Genomic DNA, 16,866 nt, shown 5'->3' with positions numbered 1-16,866 from the left:
CCACTCCCCTCAGCACTCACCCTTCTGCGTCGTCGCACTGAGCCTGTATCCCCGGTACGTCAGTGAGCCCTCCCCGCCGGTGATGCCCGGCGGTGTGTAGTCGTCCTTCTTGGAGCGGGTGCGCTCGATGCGGGTGCAGAAGGCCGCATCCGTACCGGCCGCCGTGACGGTGAGGTGCGCGTCGTCGTACGTGTCGGTGTCGGCCGGGGTGACGGTCACGCCGGTCTGGGGGGCGTCGCCGCCGCCGTACTGGACGACCTTGTCCTTCAGCAGCGACGTGTAGTCGTCGAAGGAGAGCGGCGTGCCGGAGTCGTCCGCCGTGAAGGTGTAGCCGTCCAAGTCGTCCACGGCCTGCTGCACCGCGCTGGTCAGCTCGCTGTCGTCCCATGACGTGTCGTCGGAGACGCCGAAGCCCTGGATCGCCGTGTAGATGCCGATGGCGGCCAGGGTGACGAAGAGGACGCGTGCGGCGACGAAGGCGGCGTCGGGCAGCTCCGGTGCCGATGGGTTGATGTTCGAGCGCCAGGACCGCACCCGGTCCGCCTTGACGCAGGCCATGGCCAGCAGCACGGCGGACACGGCCAGGCCCAGCACGTTCAGCTCGTCCAGGGCGTTCACCGGCCGGCCTCCGCCTGCCTCCCGCGCCTGCGGCGTGCGTCCCGTACCGCCACCGCCGTACCGCTCAGGGCCGCGACCAGGACCAGGCCGCCGACGACCACGTACATCGCCATACGGGAGTTCCGTTCCTCCGCCGTCTCGCCGAAGTGCAGGGGCGTGACCGACGGGGCCTCGGCCTTGGACACGCCGCCCTCGGGTTTCGGGGACTGGACGGGGTGTTCCGGGTCGACGTCCGTCAGTGCCTTGACGGGGTCCACCACGCCCCAGCCCACCAGCTGGTCATGCCCCGGGATCGAGCGTTCCGCGGTCTGTTCGATCTGGGCGACGACCTCTTGGGCCGACCAGTTGGGGTACTTGGACTTCAACAGGGCGGCCACGCCCGCCACATAGGGGGCCGAGAAGCTCGTGCCGTTGTCCGAGCAGTGGCCGCCGCCCGGGACTGTGGAGATCATGTCGACGCCGGGTGCCGCGACGCCCACCGTGTCCTGGGACTGTGAAAAGGGCGCCCGTTCGTTGTTGCGGTCGGACGCGGCCACGGCCAGGACGCCCTCGTACGACGCCGGGTAGGTCCGCTTGACGTTGCCGCCCAGGCCGTCGTTGCCGGCCGAGGCCACCACGACGACCTTCTGCCCCAGGGCGAAGTCGACGGCGTCCTTCAGCTTCGAGTTCCTCGGGTCGAGCGCCTTGGCCGTGTCCTGGGAGATGTTGATGACGTCCGCGCCGGCGCGGACCGCGTCGCGGATGGCCTGGGCCAGCGTGTCCGCCGTGCCGTCGCCTTCTGCGTCGTTCTGCTTGATCGGGATGATCACCGCGTCCGGGGCCAGGCCGACGAAGCCCGTCCCCTTCATCGGGCGGGCCGCGATGATGCCGGCCACGCGCGTGCCGTGGCCGACCGTGTCCGTGGTGCCCGACTTGTTGCCGCGGTCGATCTTCTCGCCCTTGGAGTTCTTCTCGGGCAGCAGGTTCTCGCCCTTCGACGCGTCCACGGCCTTGGTGAGCTGCCGGTTCTTGACGTCGACTCCGGTGTCGATCACGGCGACCTGGACGTTCTTGCCCGTCGACTGCGCCCACAGCTCATCGAGGTTGACGCGCTGCAGCGCCCAAGGCCGGCCCGTGTACGGCTTGGACGGGAAGGTGCACTGGCCGTCGTCCGCCAGGGCCGGGGCGGCGGGGAGGGCGATCGCCGTCGTCGTGGCGGTGAGGGCCACCGCGGCGGTCAGGGCCGCCGCTCTTGCCGCGGTGGCCGATGTCCTGGCTCCCGGCGTCCTTGCCTTCGCCTTCAGCATGATTCCGTTCTCCTCCGCGCCGCCGCTACGAGCCCTGCGGCTGCCGGGCCGCCGCCTCCGACAGACGCGGTCCCGTCGGCAGGAACGTCGACCACTGCATGGGGATGGGGGTGGGCGTCACCTGCGCGTAGCCGAGGTGGGTCTGGGCGATCTTCGCCTCCTGCAGCTCCTCCTTGCGCTTCTTGGCGGAGGTGCCGACGCCCTCGTTCTTGGAGTCGTTGTCGCTGTTGGACTGGAGGGCGTAGCGCAGGCCGGTGTCGGTGACCAGGAAGACGCCGCCGACCGTGGTCTCCGTGCCCTGGAACTGACGGTAGAGCTGGCCGGAGCCGGGGGTCACATACCCGCTGGAGGAGCCGGTGGGCAGCTGGGCGGGGAAGTCCTTGCCCACCCAGGTCGACAGGGCGGTGCTGCCCTTGGCGCCGACCGACCGGAGCACGTTGCAGACCGTGTTGCGGCCGCTGGTGGCACTGGAGCCGTCGTTCACCGTGTTCGGCTTGTACGTCGGCCAGTTCTTGCTCATGCGGAAGGTCGTGCTGTCGGCGACCGCGCCGGGGCTGACCTGCTGCGCCTCGCCCGCCTGGCCCACCCTGAGGAGCTGGGGGCTGTTGAGCAGGAGCGTGGCCGTGAACTCGGAGACGCGGGCCACCTTGCCCTGCAGTACGACGTAGTACTGAAGGCTCTGGCCGTCGTACGCCTTGATGACCTCGCCGACCTTGTCGTACTGCGCCGGAACAATCCCGGCGCCGGCCTTCGCACCGGGCGTGCCCTGGATCCTCGGGATCGAGACCGGGTCGCCCTTGTGCAGGGTGTCGAGCCACTCCTGGGAGACGCGCTGCGGGGCGCGGCTGCGGGTGTCGAGGGCCTTGAGCAGTTCCTTGTCGCCGGGAGCGGCGATCTGGTACGCCGTGCCTTGCGCGTCGACGACGTACTGCGTCTTGCCGTCGGGGCCGACGACGTACATCAGATCTCCACGGGTGAGCCTGTCGGGCCCCTCCGTGGTGGACCATTCCTTCTTCGCGAGGACGAACGCCGCCTTCTGGATGGCCCGGCCGCCCTCGCCGGGGCGTTCGCAGACCGCCCAGCGCTTGGCTGCGGAGGCCTCGTCCGGGGAGGGCAGACGGTCCGGGGCGTACGGGATGCCGATGGTGACGCCGTGGGGGGGCTTTCCGCTGTCGAGGACCTTCTCGTCGACGGTGATGACGCTGTCGTTGTCGGGGCTCAGGAGCAGCTTGGCCGAAGCCATGTTGAGGACCGGGTGCAGCTGCTTCTGCTTGCCCGTCTTCAGCACGACGTAACGCGTGGTCGACTCGCTCGCGACGATGACGTGCTTTTCCGGGTCGTCCCAGCCCTTGGGCGCCGTCGGACTGAACATGCCGATCGCGCCGAACACCGCGAGGACGACGGCGCCGACGACGAGGCCGGGCACCAGTGCGCCCAGCGGTTTGGGAGCGCCTTCCTCCGAGCCGGAGGGCGAAGGCTGAAGGAATGCTGCGAGCGTGCGGCGCTTCGCGAAGGTGTAGGCGTTGAGTTCGTCCCGCCGTGATGCCATCTGTGTCCGCTCTCTCCCCGTTGCGGAGCCGTGGGGAACCTGTGAAGATCCGTCCCCCGCCCTCGGTTGCCTCTGGTGACTCGACTGTCAGACCCGCCCCCTACTATGCCTGTTGCGTGGACGTGCGTGTGGCACGGGTAGGGTGCTCAGGGCTTGAAGGGACCGGAGCTGAAAGGGTTTCCGGGTGAGTTCGGGGGTTTTGGAGTGATGGCTTCCGCAACGCGGACCCGGTCGCGATCGCAATCGGGCTCACGACCTCATCGTGCGCGCCGGTCGGGCGGCCGCGGCGACTCTTCCTCCCTGACCACCGTCCAGCAGGCACCGACGCCCCATCAGGGCGCTTTCTCGCCGCATCTGGAGTCCCGCTCGGGTCGTGGCGGTTCGTTCGCGCTGCAGCGGCTGGTACTGCTGGAGATCGCGGCCGCGCTCCTGGTGTGCGGGTGGCTGATGGGGACCATCGCGCTGATCGCCGTGGCTCCCGTCGCCGTGCTGTTCGTGGTGCTCGCCGTCGTACGACGCCGGGGGCGCTCCCTGCCGGAATGGCTCAGCACCCTGCTGGCGCTGCGGGCCCGTAAGCGGCGGGCCGCGAGCACACCGGTTCCTTCGGGAACCGACTCCGGTCTCGCGCCCGCCGTGGAGTGCGACCCGACCCTGCGCACGTACAGCTACAGCCGCGGTGACGACCGCGACCAGCGGCCGATCGGCATGGTGGGCGACGGTGGTTTTCTGACCGCGGTGCTCCAGGTGGAGTCGGACGCCGACGCACTGCGTGCGGAGCGCGGCCGCAGACCGCTGCCGGTGGCCCTGGTACGGGACGTCCTCGAAGTCGACGGGATCCGGCTGGAGTCGGCGCAGATCGTGGTGCACACCCAGCCCGCGCCCGCGTTGCACCTGCCCCAGCAGTCGGTCGTGGTCAGCAACTACGCGCCGCTGCAGGCCCAGACCGGCTCCCCTGCCGTGCGCATCACCTGGATCGCGCTGAAGCTCGATCCCGAGCTGTGCCCGGAGGCGGTGGCCGCGCGCGGCGGCGGGCTGCCGGGCGCGCAGAAGTGCCTGACGCGCGCGGCCGAGCACCTGGCGAGCCGGCTGACCGGCGCCGGCTTCCGGGCGAGCGTGCTCACCGAGGAGGAGCTGACGGCGGCCATCGCCACGTCCGCCTGCGCCAACCCCATGGTGACGGCCCAGGCCGGGCGGGGGGAGGCGCCGCAGCGTCGCACCGAGGAGTCCAGCCGCAGCTGGCGCTGCGACAACCGTCGGCACACCACCTACTGGGTGCGCCGCTGGCCCCAACTGGGCGGTGCCGACGGTTCGTTGGCGCAGCTGGTGGCTCGGCTGACCGAGGTCCCCGCACTGGCGACGACCTTCAGTCTGACGCTGGCCAAGGGTGCGCAGCAGGACGTGGCCATCACCGGCCATGTGCGGATCACCGGCCGCAGCAACCAGGAACTGACCGACGCACGCCGCGATCTCGAACGTGCGGCGCGCGAGGCGCGGACCGCACTCGCGCGTCTGGACCGTGAACAACTCCCCGGCGTTCTGGCCACCCTGCCGCTTGGAGGTGCCCGCTGATGGCCCCGTCGACATCGTCCGCGCCGTCGCGCACCACCACGTCGGCGCCCGGCCTCGGCGAGCGGTTGCGCACCGGCTTCGGCCTCCTGGGCCCCCGCCACCCGCGGCACGCGCTGCCCGTGGAGCAGGCCGACGCCCTGTCCCTGCCCATCGGCGACGACGGCGTGGTGGTCGGCGTCAACGCCGAGGGCCAGCCCGCCGTGCTCGGGGTGAACCGTCCCACGCCCTACGACATCGTGCTCATCGGCGGTCTGTGGACCGCACAGGTCATGGCGTTGCGGGCGGCAGCGACAGGGGCGCGGGTGGCTGTGGAGACCGGACGCGCGCAGGCCTGGATGCCCATGGTGCACGCCATGGGCGGCGGGCAGAACGGCCTCGCGGTGTACGACGTCGGCCGTGTGCCCCCGCAGGGCGCCTCGGCCGGTACACCGGTGCTGGTGGTGCGGGACTGCGGCATGCGGCCGCCACGCGGACGGGTGGTGTCGGCTCCCTGGCAGTCCGTGCTGACACTGCTGCCCTATCTGAGCCCGGTCGCGCCGCGGTTGATGCGTCAGGCGCGTCTGGTGGGCGTGCAGCGGGTGTCGCCGGACGAGGCGGCGGAGATCGGGCGGGTGATGGGGCTCCCGCGTCCCGAACTCGAAACGCTGCCGACGCTTCCGGACGGTGTGACGCTCTGGTGCACGGAGCGGGACCGGCAGTACGTGGTGACGCGGGCGACCGACGCCGAGACAGGACTGCTGGGCGTGGCACGCCGGATGGACTGAGAAGCGCCCAACTTGACCGGTTTTCACGTGCACTCGCGGGTTGTCGCCTGAATTCGCCCGCTTCCGTGGGCGAATTCCGATGCGTCTTCGTCACGTTTTGGTGTACGCACCCATACGCCGTGGCGGTCTCGGGCCCGGTGTGACGCGTCGGACGGGCAGGAAGGGGCGGACGGGCCTGCCAGCCGCGTCGTTTTGGTGATTAGGCTGGGGTCGGGCACGTCGCGAGCCCCCGCGAGCGGGTGGTGCGCGCTCTGCGACGCAGGGGTCCAGTGACCCAAGGGGGAAGCCCGGCGAATCGTACGACAGGAACGGTCGCCCCCAAGCACGGCATGAGGGTGTTCGACCACCAGGAGGAACTGTGAACAGCGATCGGGACGGGATCCGCGGGGGCTGGGACACACCCGACGACGACCAGACCGACGCGGAGTCCGCCATCGAGATGACGGGCGAGTTCACCATCGACTACGCCCCGCCCGCCTGGTACACGCAGAACGCGTCGGGTCCGTCCGGCGCGCCTTCGTCGGCCCCGATGCCGCCGCCCCCGCCACCCCACTCCGCGCCGTACGCCGCCCCCGTGCCGCCCGTCGGGAATCCCGTGCCGATGCAGAAGGTGCCGGACGGGTTCGAGTTGCAGCAGGCGCAGCCCGTCCCGCAGGCGCAGCCCGTCCCGCAGGCGCAGCCCGTCCCGCAGGCGCAGCCGGAGGCCGTGGCGCCGGCTGCGGCGGTCGGGCCGGAGACGGGCAACGGGGACCTGGAGAGCGGGGCCACCATGCGGTTCTCCGCCGTGGCCCTGAAACGCGAGATGGCCGAGATCGCCGAGCGCGCGGCGGCAGCCGCGAAGGAGGCCGGGTCCGGCGGCGAGGGCTCCGCCGGGGTTGCGGGTACGGCTGCGGGCGACGGGGCGACCACGCCGTCCGCCGGTGCCGAGGGCGCTGCGTCCGAGGAGCCCGCGCCGGATGCCGCGGCAGCACCGCAGGGCTCCGAGGAGCCGGCGGGCGAGGAGTCCGGGGACGGGGTCGTCGGGACTGACCGCCCCGGGCGCGATGCAGCCGCCTCCGACGGAGCCGGGGAGGCGGAGCACCCTGACAGCTCCGGCGCCGACGGGGGTGAGGAGCCGGGTGACCGCGACGCCGTGAGCAAGGTTCAGGCCGAGGGCGACACCGGGGCCGGGGACGCGGCCGGTGCTCGGGCAGGTTCCGCCGATGACACCAAGTCCGATGACCCCGGGTCTGCCGAGGCCGAGTCCGCCGACGCCCGGTCCGACGCCTCGGAACCCGCGGACGCCGTCGTCCAGGCCGCCATAGCGGCGGACACCACCACCCAGGACGGCGCCTCTCAGCCGGGCACGCCCGAGAGCGGTGCTCAGCCGCAGGCCGGCCAGTCTCACGGCACCCCGCAGCCCGGCGCGCCCCAGGCCGCCGTACCGCCCGTTCCTCAGGACGCCCCGCCCGCCTGGACGCCTCCGCCCGCGCCGCAGAACGGGGTACCCCCGCTGCCGCCCTCCTACCAGCCCGCGGCGCCCGCTCCGGCGGCCCAGTGGCCCCTGCAGCAGCCCGCGCCGCAGCAGCCCGGCCCGATGCCGGGGCAGCCACAGCCGGCGCCCGCGCAGGGCCCCGGCCAGGTACCCGCACAGCAGCAGCCGTTCCAGCCCCAGGCCCCGCAGCCCGCCCCCGCCGCCTGGAGCCAGGCCGACCAGCCGGGGCCGGGTCAGCCGGGTCATCCGGGTCAGCCGGGTCAGGGCAACCAGGTCGGCGCGCCTGTGGCGCCGCAGCCGGGGCAGCCGACGGCGGGACCGGGACCGCAGCCGGTCCCGGCCGGGTCCCCCACGCCGAGCGGTTACGGCTTCCCGCAGCCGCCGGCGCCGCAGGCCGACCCCAACGCGCAGGCCCGGCCCGGAGGGTATGGGTTCCCTCAGCCCGGCACCCCCAACGCCCAGCCCCAGCCGCAGCCCGGAGGTTACGGATTCCCCCAGCCGCCGGCGCCGCAAGCCGACCCCAACGCGCAGGCTCAGCCGGGAGCTTATGGATTCCCCCAGCCCGGCGCGCCCAACGCCCAGCCCCAACCCCAGCCCGGTGGTTATGGGTTCCCCCAGCCCCCGGAGAACCTGCACGGGCCGCAGGGGCCGGAAGCCGGGCAGGGTGGCGGTGGGCCGCAGGCTCCGGTCGATCCGCGGTCCGGTGCCGCGTGGCCGCAGCCCGTTCAGCACGACCAGCGGCAGCCGACCAACCCGGGTGCGGCGCCGCTCGGTTACACCGCCGCCGTGGAGCTGTCCTCGGACCGACTGCTCAACAACAAGAGGCAGAAGGCGAAGAGCGGGCGGCCCGCTGCGGCGGGCGGCCGGTTCAAGATCGGCGGCAAGAAGGAGGAGGCCGAGCGGCAGCGCAAGCTGGAGCTGATCCGCACGCCGGTGCTCTCCTGCTACCGCATCGCGGTCATCAGCCTCAAGGGTGGTGTCGGAAAGACCACGACGACCACGGCCCTCGGCTCCACCCTCGCCACCGAGCGGCAGGACAAGATCCTCGCCATCGACGCCAACCCGGACGCCGGCACGCTCGGGCGGCGTGTGCGCCGGGAGACCGGGGCGACCATCCGTGACCTCGTCCAGGCGATCCCGTACCTGAACTCGTACATGGACATCCGGCGGTTCACCTCGCAGGCGCCCTCCGGGCTGGAGATCATCGCCAACGACGTGGACCCGGCCGTCTCGACGACGTTCAACGACGAGGACTACCGGCGCGCGATCGACGTGCTCGGCCGGCAGTACCCGGTCATCCTGACCGACTCGGGCACCGGTCTGCTGTACAGCGCCATGCGCGGGGTGCTCGACCTCGCCGACCAGCTCATCATCATCTCCACGCCGTCCGTGGACGGTGCGAGCAGCGCCAGTACGACGCTTGACTGGCTGTCCGCGCACGGGTACGCCGACCTGGTCTCGCGGTCCCTCACCGTGATCTCCGGGGTCCGCGAGACCGGCAAGATGATCAAGGTCGAGGACATCGTGTCGCACTTCGAGACGCGGACCCGCGGTGTCGTGGTCGTGCCCTTCGACGAGCATCTGGCCGCCGGTGCCGAGGTCGACCTCGACATGATGCGGCCACGGACGCGCGAGGCCTACTTCAACCTCGCCGCGCTGGTCGCCGAGGACTTCGTACGGCACCAGCAGTCGCACGGGCTGTGGACCAGCGACGGCAACCCGCCCCCGGTGGCCGCCCCGCCCATGCCGGGCCAGCCGATGCCGGGTCAGCCCATGCCCGGCCAGATGATGCCGGGTCAGCCCATGCCCGGCCAGCCCATGCCCGGGCAGCCGATGCCGGGTCAGCCGTACCCGCCGGCTCAGCCCTACCCGCAGGGCCAGCAGCCCTACCCGCCCCAGCAGGGCCAGCCGTACCCGCAGGCCGCGCCGGGCCAGCAGCCCCACCCGCAGGCGGCACCCGGCCAGCAGCAGCCCTACCCGCCGCAGCAGCCCGGCCAGCCGTACGGCTACCCGCAGCCTCCGCAGCAGGGACAGCAGCCGCCGCAGGCGCCGCCCCAGCAGCAGTAGCACGGCAGGAAACACGGAGCAGGAGACAGGAAAAAGGGCGGCCGGTGCGTTCTTCGCACCGGCCGCCCTTCGCCGTGGAAGGAGTCAGGAAACGCTGCCGCTCAGGGCCTACGCCTCCGCGGCGACGATCTCCCGGCACCGCTTCACATCCGCGGCCATCTGCTCCAGCAGGGCCTCCAGCGTGTCGAACTTCGCCTGGCCGCGCACATACGCGAGGAAGTCGACGGCGACGTGCAGCCCGTACAGGTCGAGGCCCACGCGGTCGATGGCGTACGCCTCCACCGTGCGCTCGGTGCCGTCGAACTGCGGGTTCGTGCCGACCGAGATCGCGGCGGGCATGGCCTCGCCCTGCACGTGCAGGTAGCCGGCGTACACCCCGTCGGCCGGGATGGCGGTGTGCGGGAGCGTCTCGACGTTGGCCGTCGGGAAGCCCAGTTCGCGGCCGCGCTGGGCGCCGCGCACGACCACGCCCTCCACGCGGTGCGGGCGGCCCAGGATTTCGCGGGCGCCCTCGACGTCGCCCTCGGCGACCAGGCGGCGGGTCAGGGTGGAGGAGAAGGGCTCCCCACCGCCCGCCGAGCCGGTGACGTACAGGTCGACGACCTCGACCTCGAAGTCGTAGGTCTTGCCCTGCTCGGCGAGGAACTCGACGTTACCGGCGGCCTTGTGACCGAAGCGGAAGTTCGGGCCCTCCACGACCGCTTTCGCGTGCAGCTTGTCCACCAGGACCTTCACGACGAACTCGGCGGGCGAGAGCTTCGAGAACTCGGTGGTGAAGGGGAGGATGAGGACCGCGTCCACGCCCAGGTCCGCCATCAGCTCGGCACGGCGGTGGTGCGGGGCGAGCAGCGGCGGGTGGCTGCCGGGGCGGACGACCTCGCTGGGGTGCGGGTCGAAGGTGACCACGACGGCCGGTACACCCAGCTCGCGGGCGCGGTCGACGGCGTGCTTGATGATCAGCTGGTGGCCGCGGTGGACGCCGTCGTAGGAACCGATGGTGACGACGCTGCGCCCCCAGTCCTGGGGGATGTCCTCCAAGCCACGCCAGCGCTGCACTGTGACCGCTCCTCGAACCCGTGTCCGTGTCTGTCTTGACTCTTGTGCAGGTCTAAGGGTGCCATGCCGGGTGCCCGGGGCCCGCATCGGTACCAGGGCTGTGACCGGGCGCACGTTCACCGTTCGCCCCGGGCACGGCTCAGGCCGGTACGCGTACGCCCGCCAGGTTCTCCAGCATGCGGCGGGTGCTGGGACCCACCACGGCGGCCCAGTCCTCCGGGGCGGCGGCCAGCCAGCGGGCCATCCGGGCGGCGAAGCCGGGCACGTGCCGGCCCAGGTCGACCAGGCCGCGGTCGAAGTGGGTGGCGCCTTCGGGCGTGCGGACGAGGAGCAGTCCGGTGCGGTGGACGAGCCCGCGGGCCTCCTGCTCCCACTCCTCCCAGGCCTCCCCCTCCTCCCGATCCTCAAGGTCCTCCCGCTGCTCACAGTTCTCCCAGTGCGCCCGCTCCGCCCGCTCCTCCGACTCCTCACGATCCTCCCGAGCGCCATGCCCGGCTCTGTCGCCATGGCCGTCGCCGGCGCCGTAGCCGTACTCGGCCGCCGCGTGCAGGACGGCATCCAGGACGGAGGGGGCCTGCTCCCGGGCGAGCAGGAACTCCAGCAGCTCGCGGCGCAGGGGGCGGGAGGCGGTGGTGCCGGGGGCGGCCAGGACGGTCGCGAGGGCGGCGCGCAGCTGTTCGGGGGCGTCGTCCAGCAGGCCCGTGACCAGCGGCAGCAGGACCGGGCGGGTGGTGGGGCCCTGGGCGAGGCGGCGGTCGACCTGGGCGGCGACGTGTCCGGCGGTCTCCGGGTGCAGCCGTACCGCCTCCCGGACCAGGGCCGCGACGCGGCGGGCGAGGGCCGGGTCCGTGACGTCGGTCAGGGTGCCCAGTGCCTCTCGTGCGTGCGGGCCGCGCAGTCGGGCGCGAAAGGCCTCAAGGACCGGTTCGGGGTGGGTGGCCAGGGCGGGGGCCAGGGCGCCCGGCGGGAACTGCGGGTCGCCGTCGGCGAAGTGCCGCAGGGCTGCGGCGAGGTGCTGGTCGCGGGTCTGCGGGTCGCCCACCAGCAGGGCGAGGGCGCCGCCGTGCAGGGTGCAGTCGGCGGGTCGGGCGAGCAGGGCGAGGGCGGCGTAGCGCAGCAGTTCGCGGTCGGCCGCCGAGCGGACGTGCGGGGCCGCGCGCAGCCCGAAGGCCACGGCGGCGACCCGGCGGGCGGGACGCTCGTCGTGCGCCCAGCGGTCCACGGCCCGGCAGATGGCCGACGGCTCGTCCTCGGCGAGGGTGGTGAGCAGTTCGTCGGCGCGCCGGTGCGCGCTCGCCACCAGGATCTCGGTGAGGTCGTCCAGCGCGCCGTGCCGGTGGGTGTGCAGCAGCGCCTGCGCGGCGGTCGCGACGGTGGCGTGCGGGGTCGCGGGCAGCGGCCGTTCGTCGTCGAACCAGCACGTCAGTCGCGGCTGTACGACGGCGGGGGCGGCGGCGAGCAGCCGGGCGACGGCGTCCAGGTAGCGCTCGCCGGCCTCCGGGGGCGCCTGGTCGGCCAGCACCAGCCGGCGCAGCAGATCGAGCCGCTCGGTGTCGGAGACCGGCAGCTCGGTCCAGAAGGCGGGACCGAACTCGGCCGGTACCGGCCGCTGGGCTCGGCGCCAGACGACGATGCGGTCGGCGAGCTGCCGCAGCACCTCGGTGTACGGGGTCGCGTCCGGGACCTGGAGCAGGGTGCGGGTGAGCAGCCGGGCCCCCCACCAGGAGCCGGGGTCGCGGTCCAGGGCATCCGTCAAGTCATGTAGTCGAAGGGCGAGTTGGTCGTGTCCGTACTGCCGCGCGAGGAGCAGCAGGGCTTGGACGACGGGGCCGATCCGGTGGTGCGGCACCGGCACGGGAGCGTCTTCGCGGTCGGCGCGGGGACGGTGGACCAGGGCGCGCAGGGCCTCGTCGAGGTCGAGGTGCAGGCCCTGGATCCAGTCGGCCAGCTCCTCGTGCGCGAAGCGGTAGCCGCGGCCGGCCGGGACGAGGAGGCCCTCGGTGAGGACGGCGGACGCCCAACCGGTACCGCCGCCGAGCCGGGCCGGGGCGGGGCCCCAGGGGAACACCGCTTCGAAGGACTCCCGGTCCAGCTCGCCCTGCCCGGGCCCGAGGCTGCGCCGGGCGGCCTCGTGCACCTGCCCGGCGACGCGTGCGGCGAGCCGGCGTACGGCCGTGCCGCGCAGGCCGCTGCCGGCGGCGAGCCGGACCGCGATCCGCAGGCACATGAGGTCCAGGTGGGCCGCGAACACCTCGTGCCGGTCGACCGGCCCGGCGACCGGCATGTCCGGCACGGCGGCGCGGATCTCGGCCAAGAGGCGCAGGGTCAGCGGATGCCGCGCTTCACGATCGGCCAGGACCCCGTCCGGGATCCAGTAGCGGGCCCGGGCGAGACGCGCCTCGTCCTCGGTGAGGTCGGGGAGGTGCAGGCGGGGCGGGAGAGGCCGGGCGGGTTCGGTGGGGGTGGGCGTGGTCGGCGGCGTGGTGGCCTGGGGAGCGGGAGGCCCGGGGGGTTCGGCCTGCGCGGTGATGACGGCGCTGGTGACCTTGGTGGCGGTGGCGCCGAGGGCGGGCAGGGCCGTGGGCGCCATGCAGGCGGGGCTCGGCGTGGAGGTGGGGGCGGCAGATGTGGCGCGGGCGGCGGATGTGGGCTGGGCAGCCGACATGGTGCCTGCGATCCCGGGGGCCTGCGCGGCTGAGGGGGCTGCCGGGGCTTGGATGGCGGCCGCGTCTGTGGGAGACGGTGACATGACGGCGGGGGCCGCCGGCGCGGCGAGACTTGCGGTGCCGACCCAGAACGCGGGCGTCACGACGTGTGTCGGAGCGGCGGGTCCCTCGGGCGCCACGGCGCCCCGCGAAGTGACCGGAGTCGCAGAAGGCAGTCGAGTGATCGGAGTCGCCGGAGCGGCCGGAGGCACCGGATCGGCGGGGGCAGTGGCGGGGCCCGGGGCCGGCGGGGTGTACAGCAGGTCGGTGGGGAATTCGGCCCCCGCGCGCTCCCAGTACTCCTCGCTGCAGGCCACCACCAGCCGTGCCCCGGTCTCGCGCAGCCAGGCGGCCGTTCCCCTGGTCCACTCGGGCAGCCGGTGTGCGAGGACGGGGGGCATCTCCTCGGGGCAGTCGAGGACGAGCAGGAGCGGGCGGCCGGCCCGTGCGGCGCGCCGGGCCAGGTGTTCCGGGCCGAGGTCGCCCAGGTCGGCACGGTGGACGGCGCGGGCGGCGGCGACGATCCGTGCGGCCCGTTCCAGGGTGCGGCGGGCCGCGTCGGCCACGGAGTCGTCGGCGTCGTCCAGGTCGGCACCGCGCAGCCACAACGTCGGGGCTGCCCGCTCGCCGTGGGCCCGCCGCGCGGCAAGGGCGGCGAGTTCCGTCGTACGGCCGCTGCCCGGGGCGCCGACGAGCCCGAGCACCGTGCGATCACCGTCCGTGAAGGCCCGCAACTCCCGTACGACATCGCCTCGTTCGACCGGTTCCACGGCACCTGCGAGGAAGCCCTGCGCGCTGTCCTGGCCGGCCGAGGTGGCGGTCAGCTGCAGGATGCCGGCCAGGTTGAGGTCGGCGCCGTAGGCGGGCACCGTGGTCGCGTTGCGGGCGAGCAGCTCGGCCAGGGGGCCGTCGGCGGGCCGAAGCGGCACCGCGAAACCCGTGTCGCGCTGCGCGGAGTGCAGGGCGGTGCCGAGGACGCCGAGCACCGCCCCGGTCCTCGCGTCGACCACCGGGCCCCCGGCCGCTCCGCCGCCCAGCCGCAGTGCGTCCTGGCCGGCGGTGCCGATGGCCAGCTCCAGCGCCTCCTGGACGAGGTGGAAGCGGTCGTTGGCGGTGTACGTCACCTCGGTGGCGGCCAGCACCCGTGCCTCCCGCCAGCAGCCCGCAGGGAGCCGCACGTACGTGCCGGCGTCGACATGCTCCCGCACGGTCAGCGGCAGCGGGTCCAGGCCCAGGCCCTCGGTGCGGATCAGGGCCAGGTCGAGAGCGGGCAGGGGGGTGACGGCGTCCGCGGCCACCACGCAGGTGCGGTCGTCCGCGGCATGCAGTACGAGCCGGGGCAGGCCGTCGACGGTCTCGTGGCTGGTGATCAGGGTCCCTTGGTGATCAGCGAGGAAACCGACGCCTCTGGGGCGCCCGGCGAGATCGCGGATCAGGACGAGGGCGGGGTCGGGGCTGGGGCTGGGCCCGGGGCCGTCGCCGGCGGGGTCAGAGGGGTCCGGGTCTGCGGTGGTGCCGCCGCCGACCGCGCCCCTGGTGGCGCCGGCGCCGCCGATACCGCTGGTACCGGTGGTGTAGCCGGTGCCGGCGGGGTTGCTGGTGTAACAGCTGCGAGCAGTGCCCGTGGCGTACCCGGTGTCGTCACCGCCCCCGCGGCCCCTGCCGGTCCTGTCGCGCCCCCGGCCACGACGCTCCCCTCCAGCGCCGTACCCCGGCTCCCCGGTGCCGTACGCCGACTCCCCGATGCCGACCGCCGACTCCCCCACGCCGTCCGCCGCCGCCCCGCGACCGCTTCCGGTGCGCGGGCCCCGTACCGCCATGCCGTACCTCCCGCCCGTACCGCCTGCCCTGTTTTCCGACGGTAGGTGCGCGATGATCGACGGGACAGATCGCCTGACGAAAGCGCCCCCTTCCGCTCCCCCGGTTCACTCCGAGCGCCTGCCCGGACGGGTGAATAGGCGGGAGCCGTTGGATAACCCTAGAGGTGGGGGAACCGAGGGGGGACCGTGGAGCGGCGGCAGGGGCACACCCCGTGGCAGGCCGCCGCTCCACGGGCAACACCCGTGGCAGGTGTCTCAGCCGAAGACGGCCAGGCTCTTGGCCTTGCCCTTGTGCTGCTCGACGAGCGCGAGAAAGCGGCCCTCGGGGTCGAACACCGCGACAGGACCGGCGCCCGCGTACGCGTCGGGCATCTCCAGCCGGACGCCGTTCAGCAGCAGCCGGGCGCGCCGGGCGTCCACCTGCCAGCGCGGGAACGCGGCTCCGGCGGCCTGTGCGATCGGCATCACGGTCAGCTCCTTCTGGAGCTGGTCCAGCGTCTTCGCCGTGTCGATCTTGTACGGCCCGACGCGCGTGCGGCGCAGCGCGGTGAGGTGGCCGCCGACGCCCAGGTCTGCACCCAGGTCACGGGCCAGGGCACGGATGTAGGTGCCGGAGGAGCAGACCACGGACACGACCAGGTCGAGCACCGCGGTGCCGTCGTCGGCGACGGCGTCCCGGACGTCGTACACCGTGAAGGAGGAGATCGTCACCGGCCGGGCGGGGATCTCGAAGTCCTCGCCCTCGCGGGCCCGCTTGTACGACCGTACGCCGTCGATCTTGATGGCGCTGACCTTGGACGGGACCTGCATGACGTCGCCGGTCAGCTTGGCGATGCCGGCGTCGATGGCGTCCCGGGTCACCTTGGAGGCGTCGGTGGACGAGGTGATCTCGCCCTCGGCGTCGTCGGTCACCGTGTTCTGGCCCAGGCGGATGGTGCCCAGGTACTCCTTCTCGGTCAGCGCGAGGTGCCCGAGGAGCTTGGTGGCGCGCTCGACGCCGAGGACCAGGACGCCGGTCGCCATCGGGTCGAGGGTGCCCGCGTGGCCGACGCGGCGGGTCCTGGCGATCCCGCGCATCTTGGCGACCACGTCGTGCGAAGTGAAGCCCGACGGCTTGTCGACGATGACGAGGCCGTCGGGCGTGGTGTGCTTCTGGGTCATTCCGCGGCGTCGCCGTCCGTCTCGGCCTCGTCCTCGGCAGGCTTGCGGTACGGGTCCGCGCCGCCCGCGTACGCTGCCCCCGCGGAGGCCTCGCGGACCTTCGCGTCGGACTGCCGCGCCTTGTCGAGGAGGTCCTCGATGGTCCGGGCGGTGTCCGGCAGGGCGTCCGCGACGAAAGTCAGGGTCGGCGTGAACTTCACACCGGCTGCGCGGCCGACCTCGGAGCGCAGGATGCCCTTGGCGCTCTCCAGGCCCGCTGCCGCGGCCTTCCGCTCCTCGTCGTCGCCGTAGACCGTGTAGAAGACGGTCGCCTCCCGCAGGTCACCCGTGACCCGGGTGTCCGTGATGGTGACGTGCGAGCCGAGCCGCGGGTCCTTGATCCCGCGCTGCAGCTTCTGGGCCACCACCTCCCGGATGAGGTCCGCCAGCCTTTTCGCCCGCGCGTTGTCGGCCACTGGTCCGTCTCCCGTTCTTTCTTCTTCTTGCGTTCTGTGGTCAGTCGTCGTCGCCGTGGAAGCGCCGCCGCACGGACAGCAGCTCCACTTCGGGGCGTCCGGCGACCAGCCGTTCACACCGGTCCAGTACGTCGGTCAGGTGCGCCGCGTCGCCGGAGACCATGGCCAGGCCGATGATCGCTCGCCGGTGGAGGTCCATGTGGTCCACCTCGGCCGCGCTCACGGCGTACTTCCGCTGGAGTTCGGCGACGATCGGGCGGACGACGGAGCGCTTCTCCTTCAGCGAGTGGACGTCGCCGAGGAGGAGGTCGAAGGACAGAGTCCCCACGTACATGTGTGTAG

General features: G+C 73.1%; 11 protein-coding genes. 3 read left to right on the top strand and 8 right to left on the bottom strand.

Going from position 1 to position 16,866, the window contains the following annotated elements:
• Positions 1 to 9: 9 nt before the first annotated feature.
• The 3 genes from ACIGXP_RS23050 to eccB are packed head-to-tail and all read right to left on the bottom strand — an operon-like array spanning position 10 to position 3,453.
• On the bottom strand, positions 10 to 618 hold the full coding sequence (locus ACIGXP_RS23050) for a hypothetical protein (RefSeq protein WP_399771001.1): 609 nt from the start codon (positions 616 to 618) through the stop codon (positions 10 to 12).
• Positions 615 to 1,904: a type VII secretion-associated serine protease mycosin gene (gene mycP, locus ACIGXP_RS23045; protein ID WP_399770998.1), complete on the bottom strand. Its 1,290-nt coding sequence runs from the start codon at positions 1,902 to 1,904 to the stop codon at positions 615 to 617. Before mycP ends, ACIGXP_RS23050 begins: the two co-directional genes overlap by 4 nt.
• A gap of 25 nt (positions 1,905 to 1,929) precedes the next feature.
• On the bottom strand, positions 1,930 to 3,453 hold the full coding sequence (eccB, locus tag ACIGXP_RS23040; protein WP_399770996.1) for a type VII secretion protein EccB: 1,524 nt from the start codon (positions 3,451 to 3,453) through the stop codon (positions 1,930 to 1,932).
• A gap of 207 nt (positions 3,454 to 3,660) precedes the next feature.
• Here eccB and eccE point away from each other — a divergent pair, with 207 nt between their 5' ends.
• The 3 genes from eccE (at position 3,661) to ACIGXP_RS23025 (ending at position 9,327) form a co-directional block, all read left to right on the top strand.
• Positions 3,661 to 5,022, top strand: a complete 1,362-nt coding sequence (eccE, locus tag ACIGXP_RS23035) for a type VII secretion protein EccE (RefSeq protein ID WP_399770993.1) — start codon at positions 3,661 to 3,663, stop codon at positions 5,020 to 5,022.
• The gene (locus ACIGXP_RS23030) at positions 5,022 to 5,786 is read left to right on the top strand and encodes a hypothetical protein (RefSeq protein ID WP_363217925.1); all 765 of its coding nucleotides are present in this window, start codon (positions 5,022 to 5,024) and stop codon (positions 5,784 to 5,786) included. The genes eccE and ACIGXP_RS23030 overlap by 1 nt, the downstream gene beginning before the upstream one ends.
• A gap of 358 nt (positions 5,787 to 6,144) precedes the next feature.
• Entirely contained in the window at positions 6,145 to 9,327 is a 3,183-nt protein-coding gene (locus tag ACIGXP_RS23025) for an SCO5717 family growth-regulating ATPase (RefSeq protein ID WP_399770990.1), read from the top strand.
• Positions 9,328 to 9,435: 108 nt separating this feature from the next.
• Here the strand turns inward: ACIGXP_RS23025 and ACIGXP_RS23020 are convergent, their stop codons facing one another.
• From ACIGXP_RS23020 to ACIGXP_RS23000, 5 genes are all read right to left on the bottom strand, one after another.
• Positions 9,436 to 10,383: a bifunctional riboflavin kinase/FAD synthetase gene (locus ACIGXP_RS23020; RefSeq protein ID WP_399770987.1), complete on the bottom strand. Its 948-nt coding sequence runs from the start codon at positions 10,381 to 10,383 to the stop codon at positions 9,436 to 9,438.
• Between the two features lie 139 nt (positions 10,384 to 10,522).
• Positions 10,523 to 14,908, bottom strand: coding sequence for a hypothetical protein (locus tag ACIGXP_RS23015; protein ID WP_399770984.1), 4,386 nt, complete (start codon positions 14,906 to 14,908; stop codon positions 10,523 to 10,525).
• 255 nt (positions 14,909 to 15,163) lie between these two features.
• Positions 15,164 to 16,069 (bottom strand): tRNA pseudouridine(55) synthase TruB, encoded by a 906-nt coding sequence (gene truB, locus ACIGXP_RS23010; protein WP_363219959.1) that lies wholly within the window; start codon positions 16,067 to 16,069, stop codon positions 15,164 to 15,166.
• Positions 16,066 to 16,524 carry a 30S ribosome-binding factor RbfA gene (gene rbfA / locus ACIGXP_RS23005; RefSeq protein ID WP_363219960.1) on the bottom strand — a complete coding sequence of 153 codons (459 nt, stop codon included), beginning with the start codon at positions 16,522 to 16,524 and terminating at the stop codon, positions 16,066 to 16,068. The genes truB and rbfA overlap by 4 nt, the downstream gene beginning before the upstream one ends.
• 40 nt (positions 16,525 to 16,564) lie before the next feature.
• Positions 16,565 to 16,858 (bottom strand): DUF503 domain-containing protein, encoded by a 294-nt coding sequence (locus tag ACIGXP_RS23000; RefSeq protein WP_067008837.1) that lies wholly within the window; start codon positions 16,856 to 16,858, stop codon positions 16,565 to 16,567.
• Between the last annotated feature and the right edge of the window lie 8 nt (positions 16,859 to 16,866).

The organism is Streptomyces sp. NPDC053069, assembly GCF_044546895.1.
In the GTDB taxonomy this organism is placed as follows: domain Bacteria; phylum Actinomycetota; class Actinomycetes; order Streptomycetales; family Streptomycetaceae; genus Streptomyces.
Note: the sequence above shows the minus strand (reverse complement) of the source record. Positions and strands in the feature narration are given on the sequence as shown.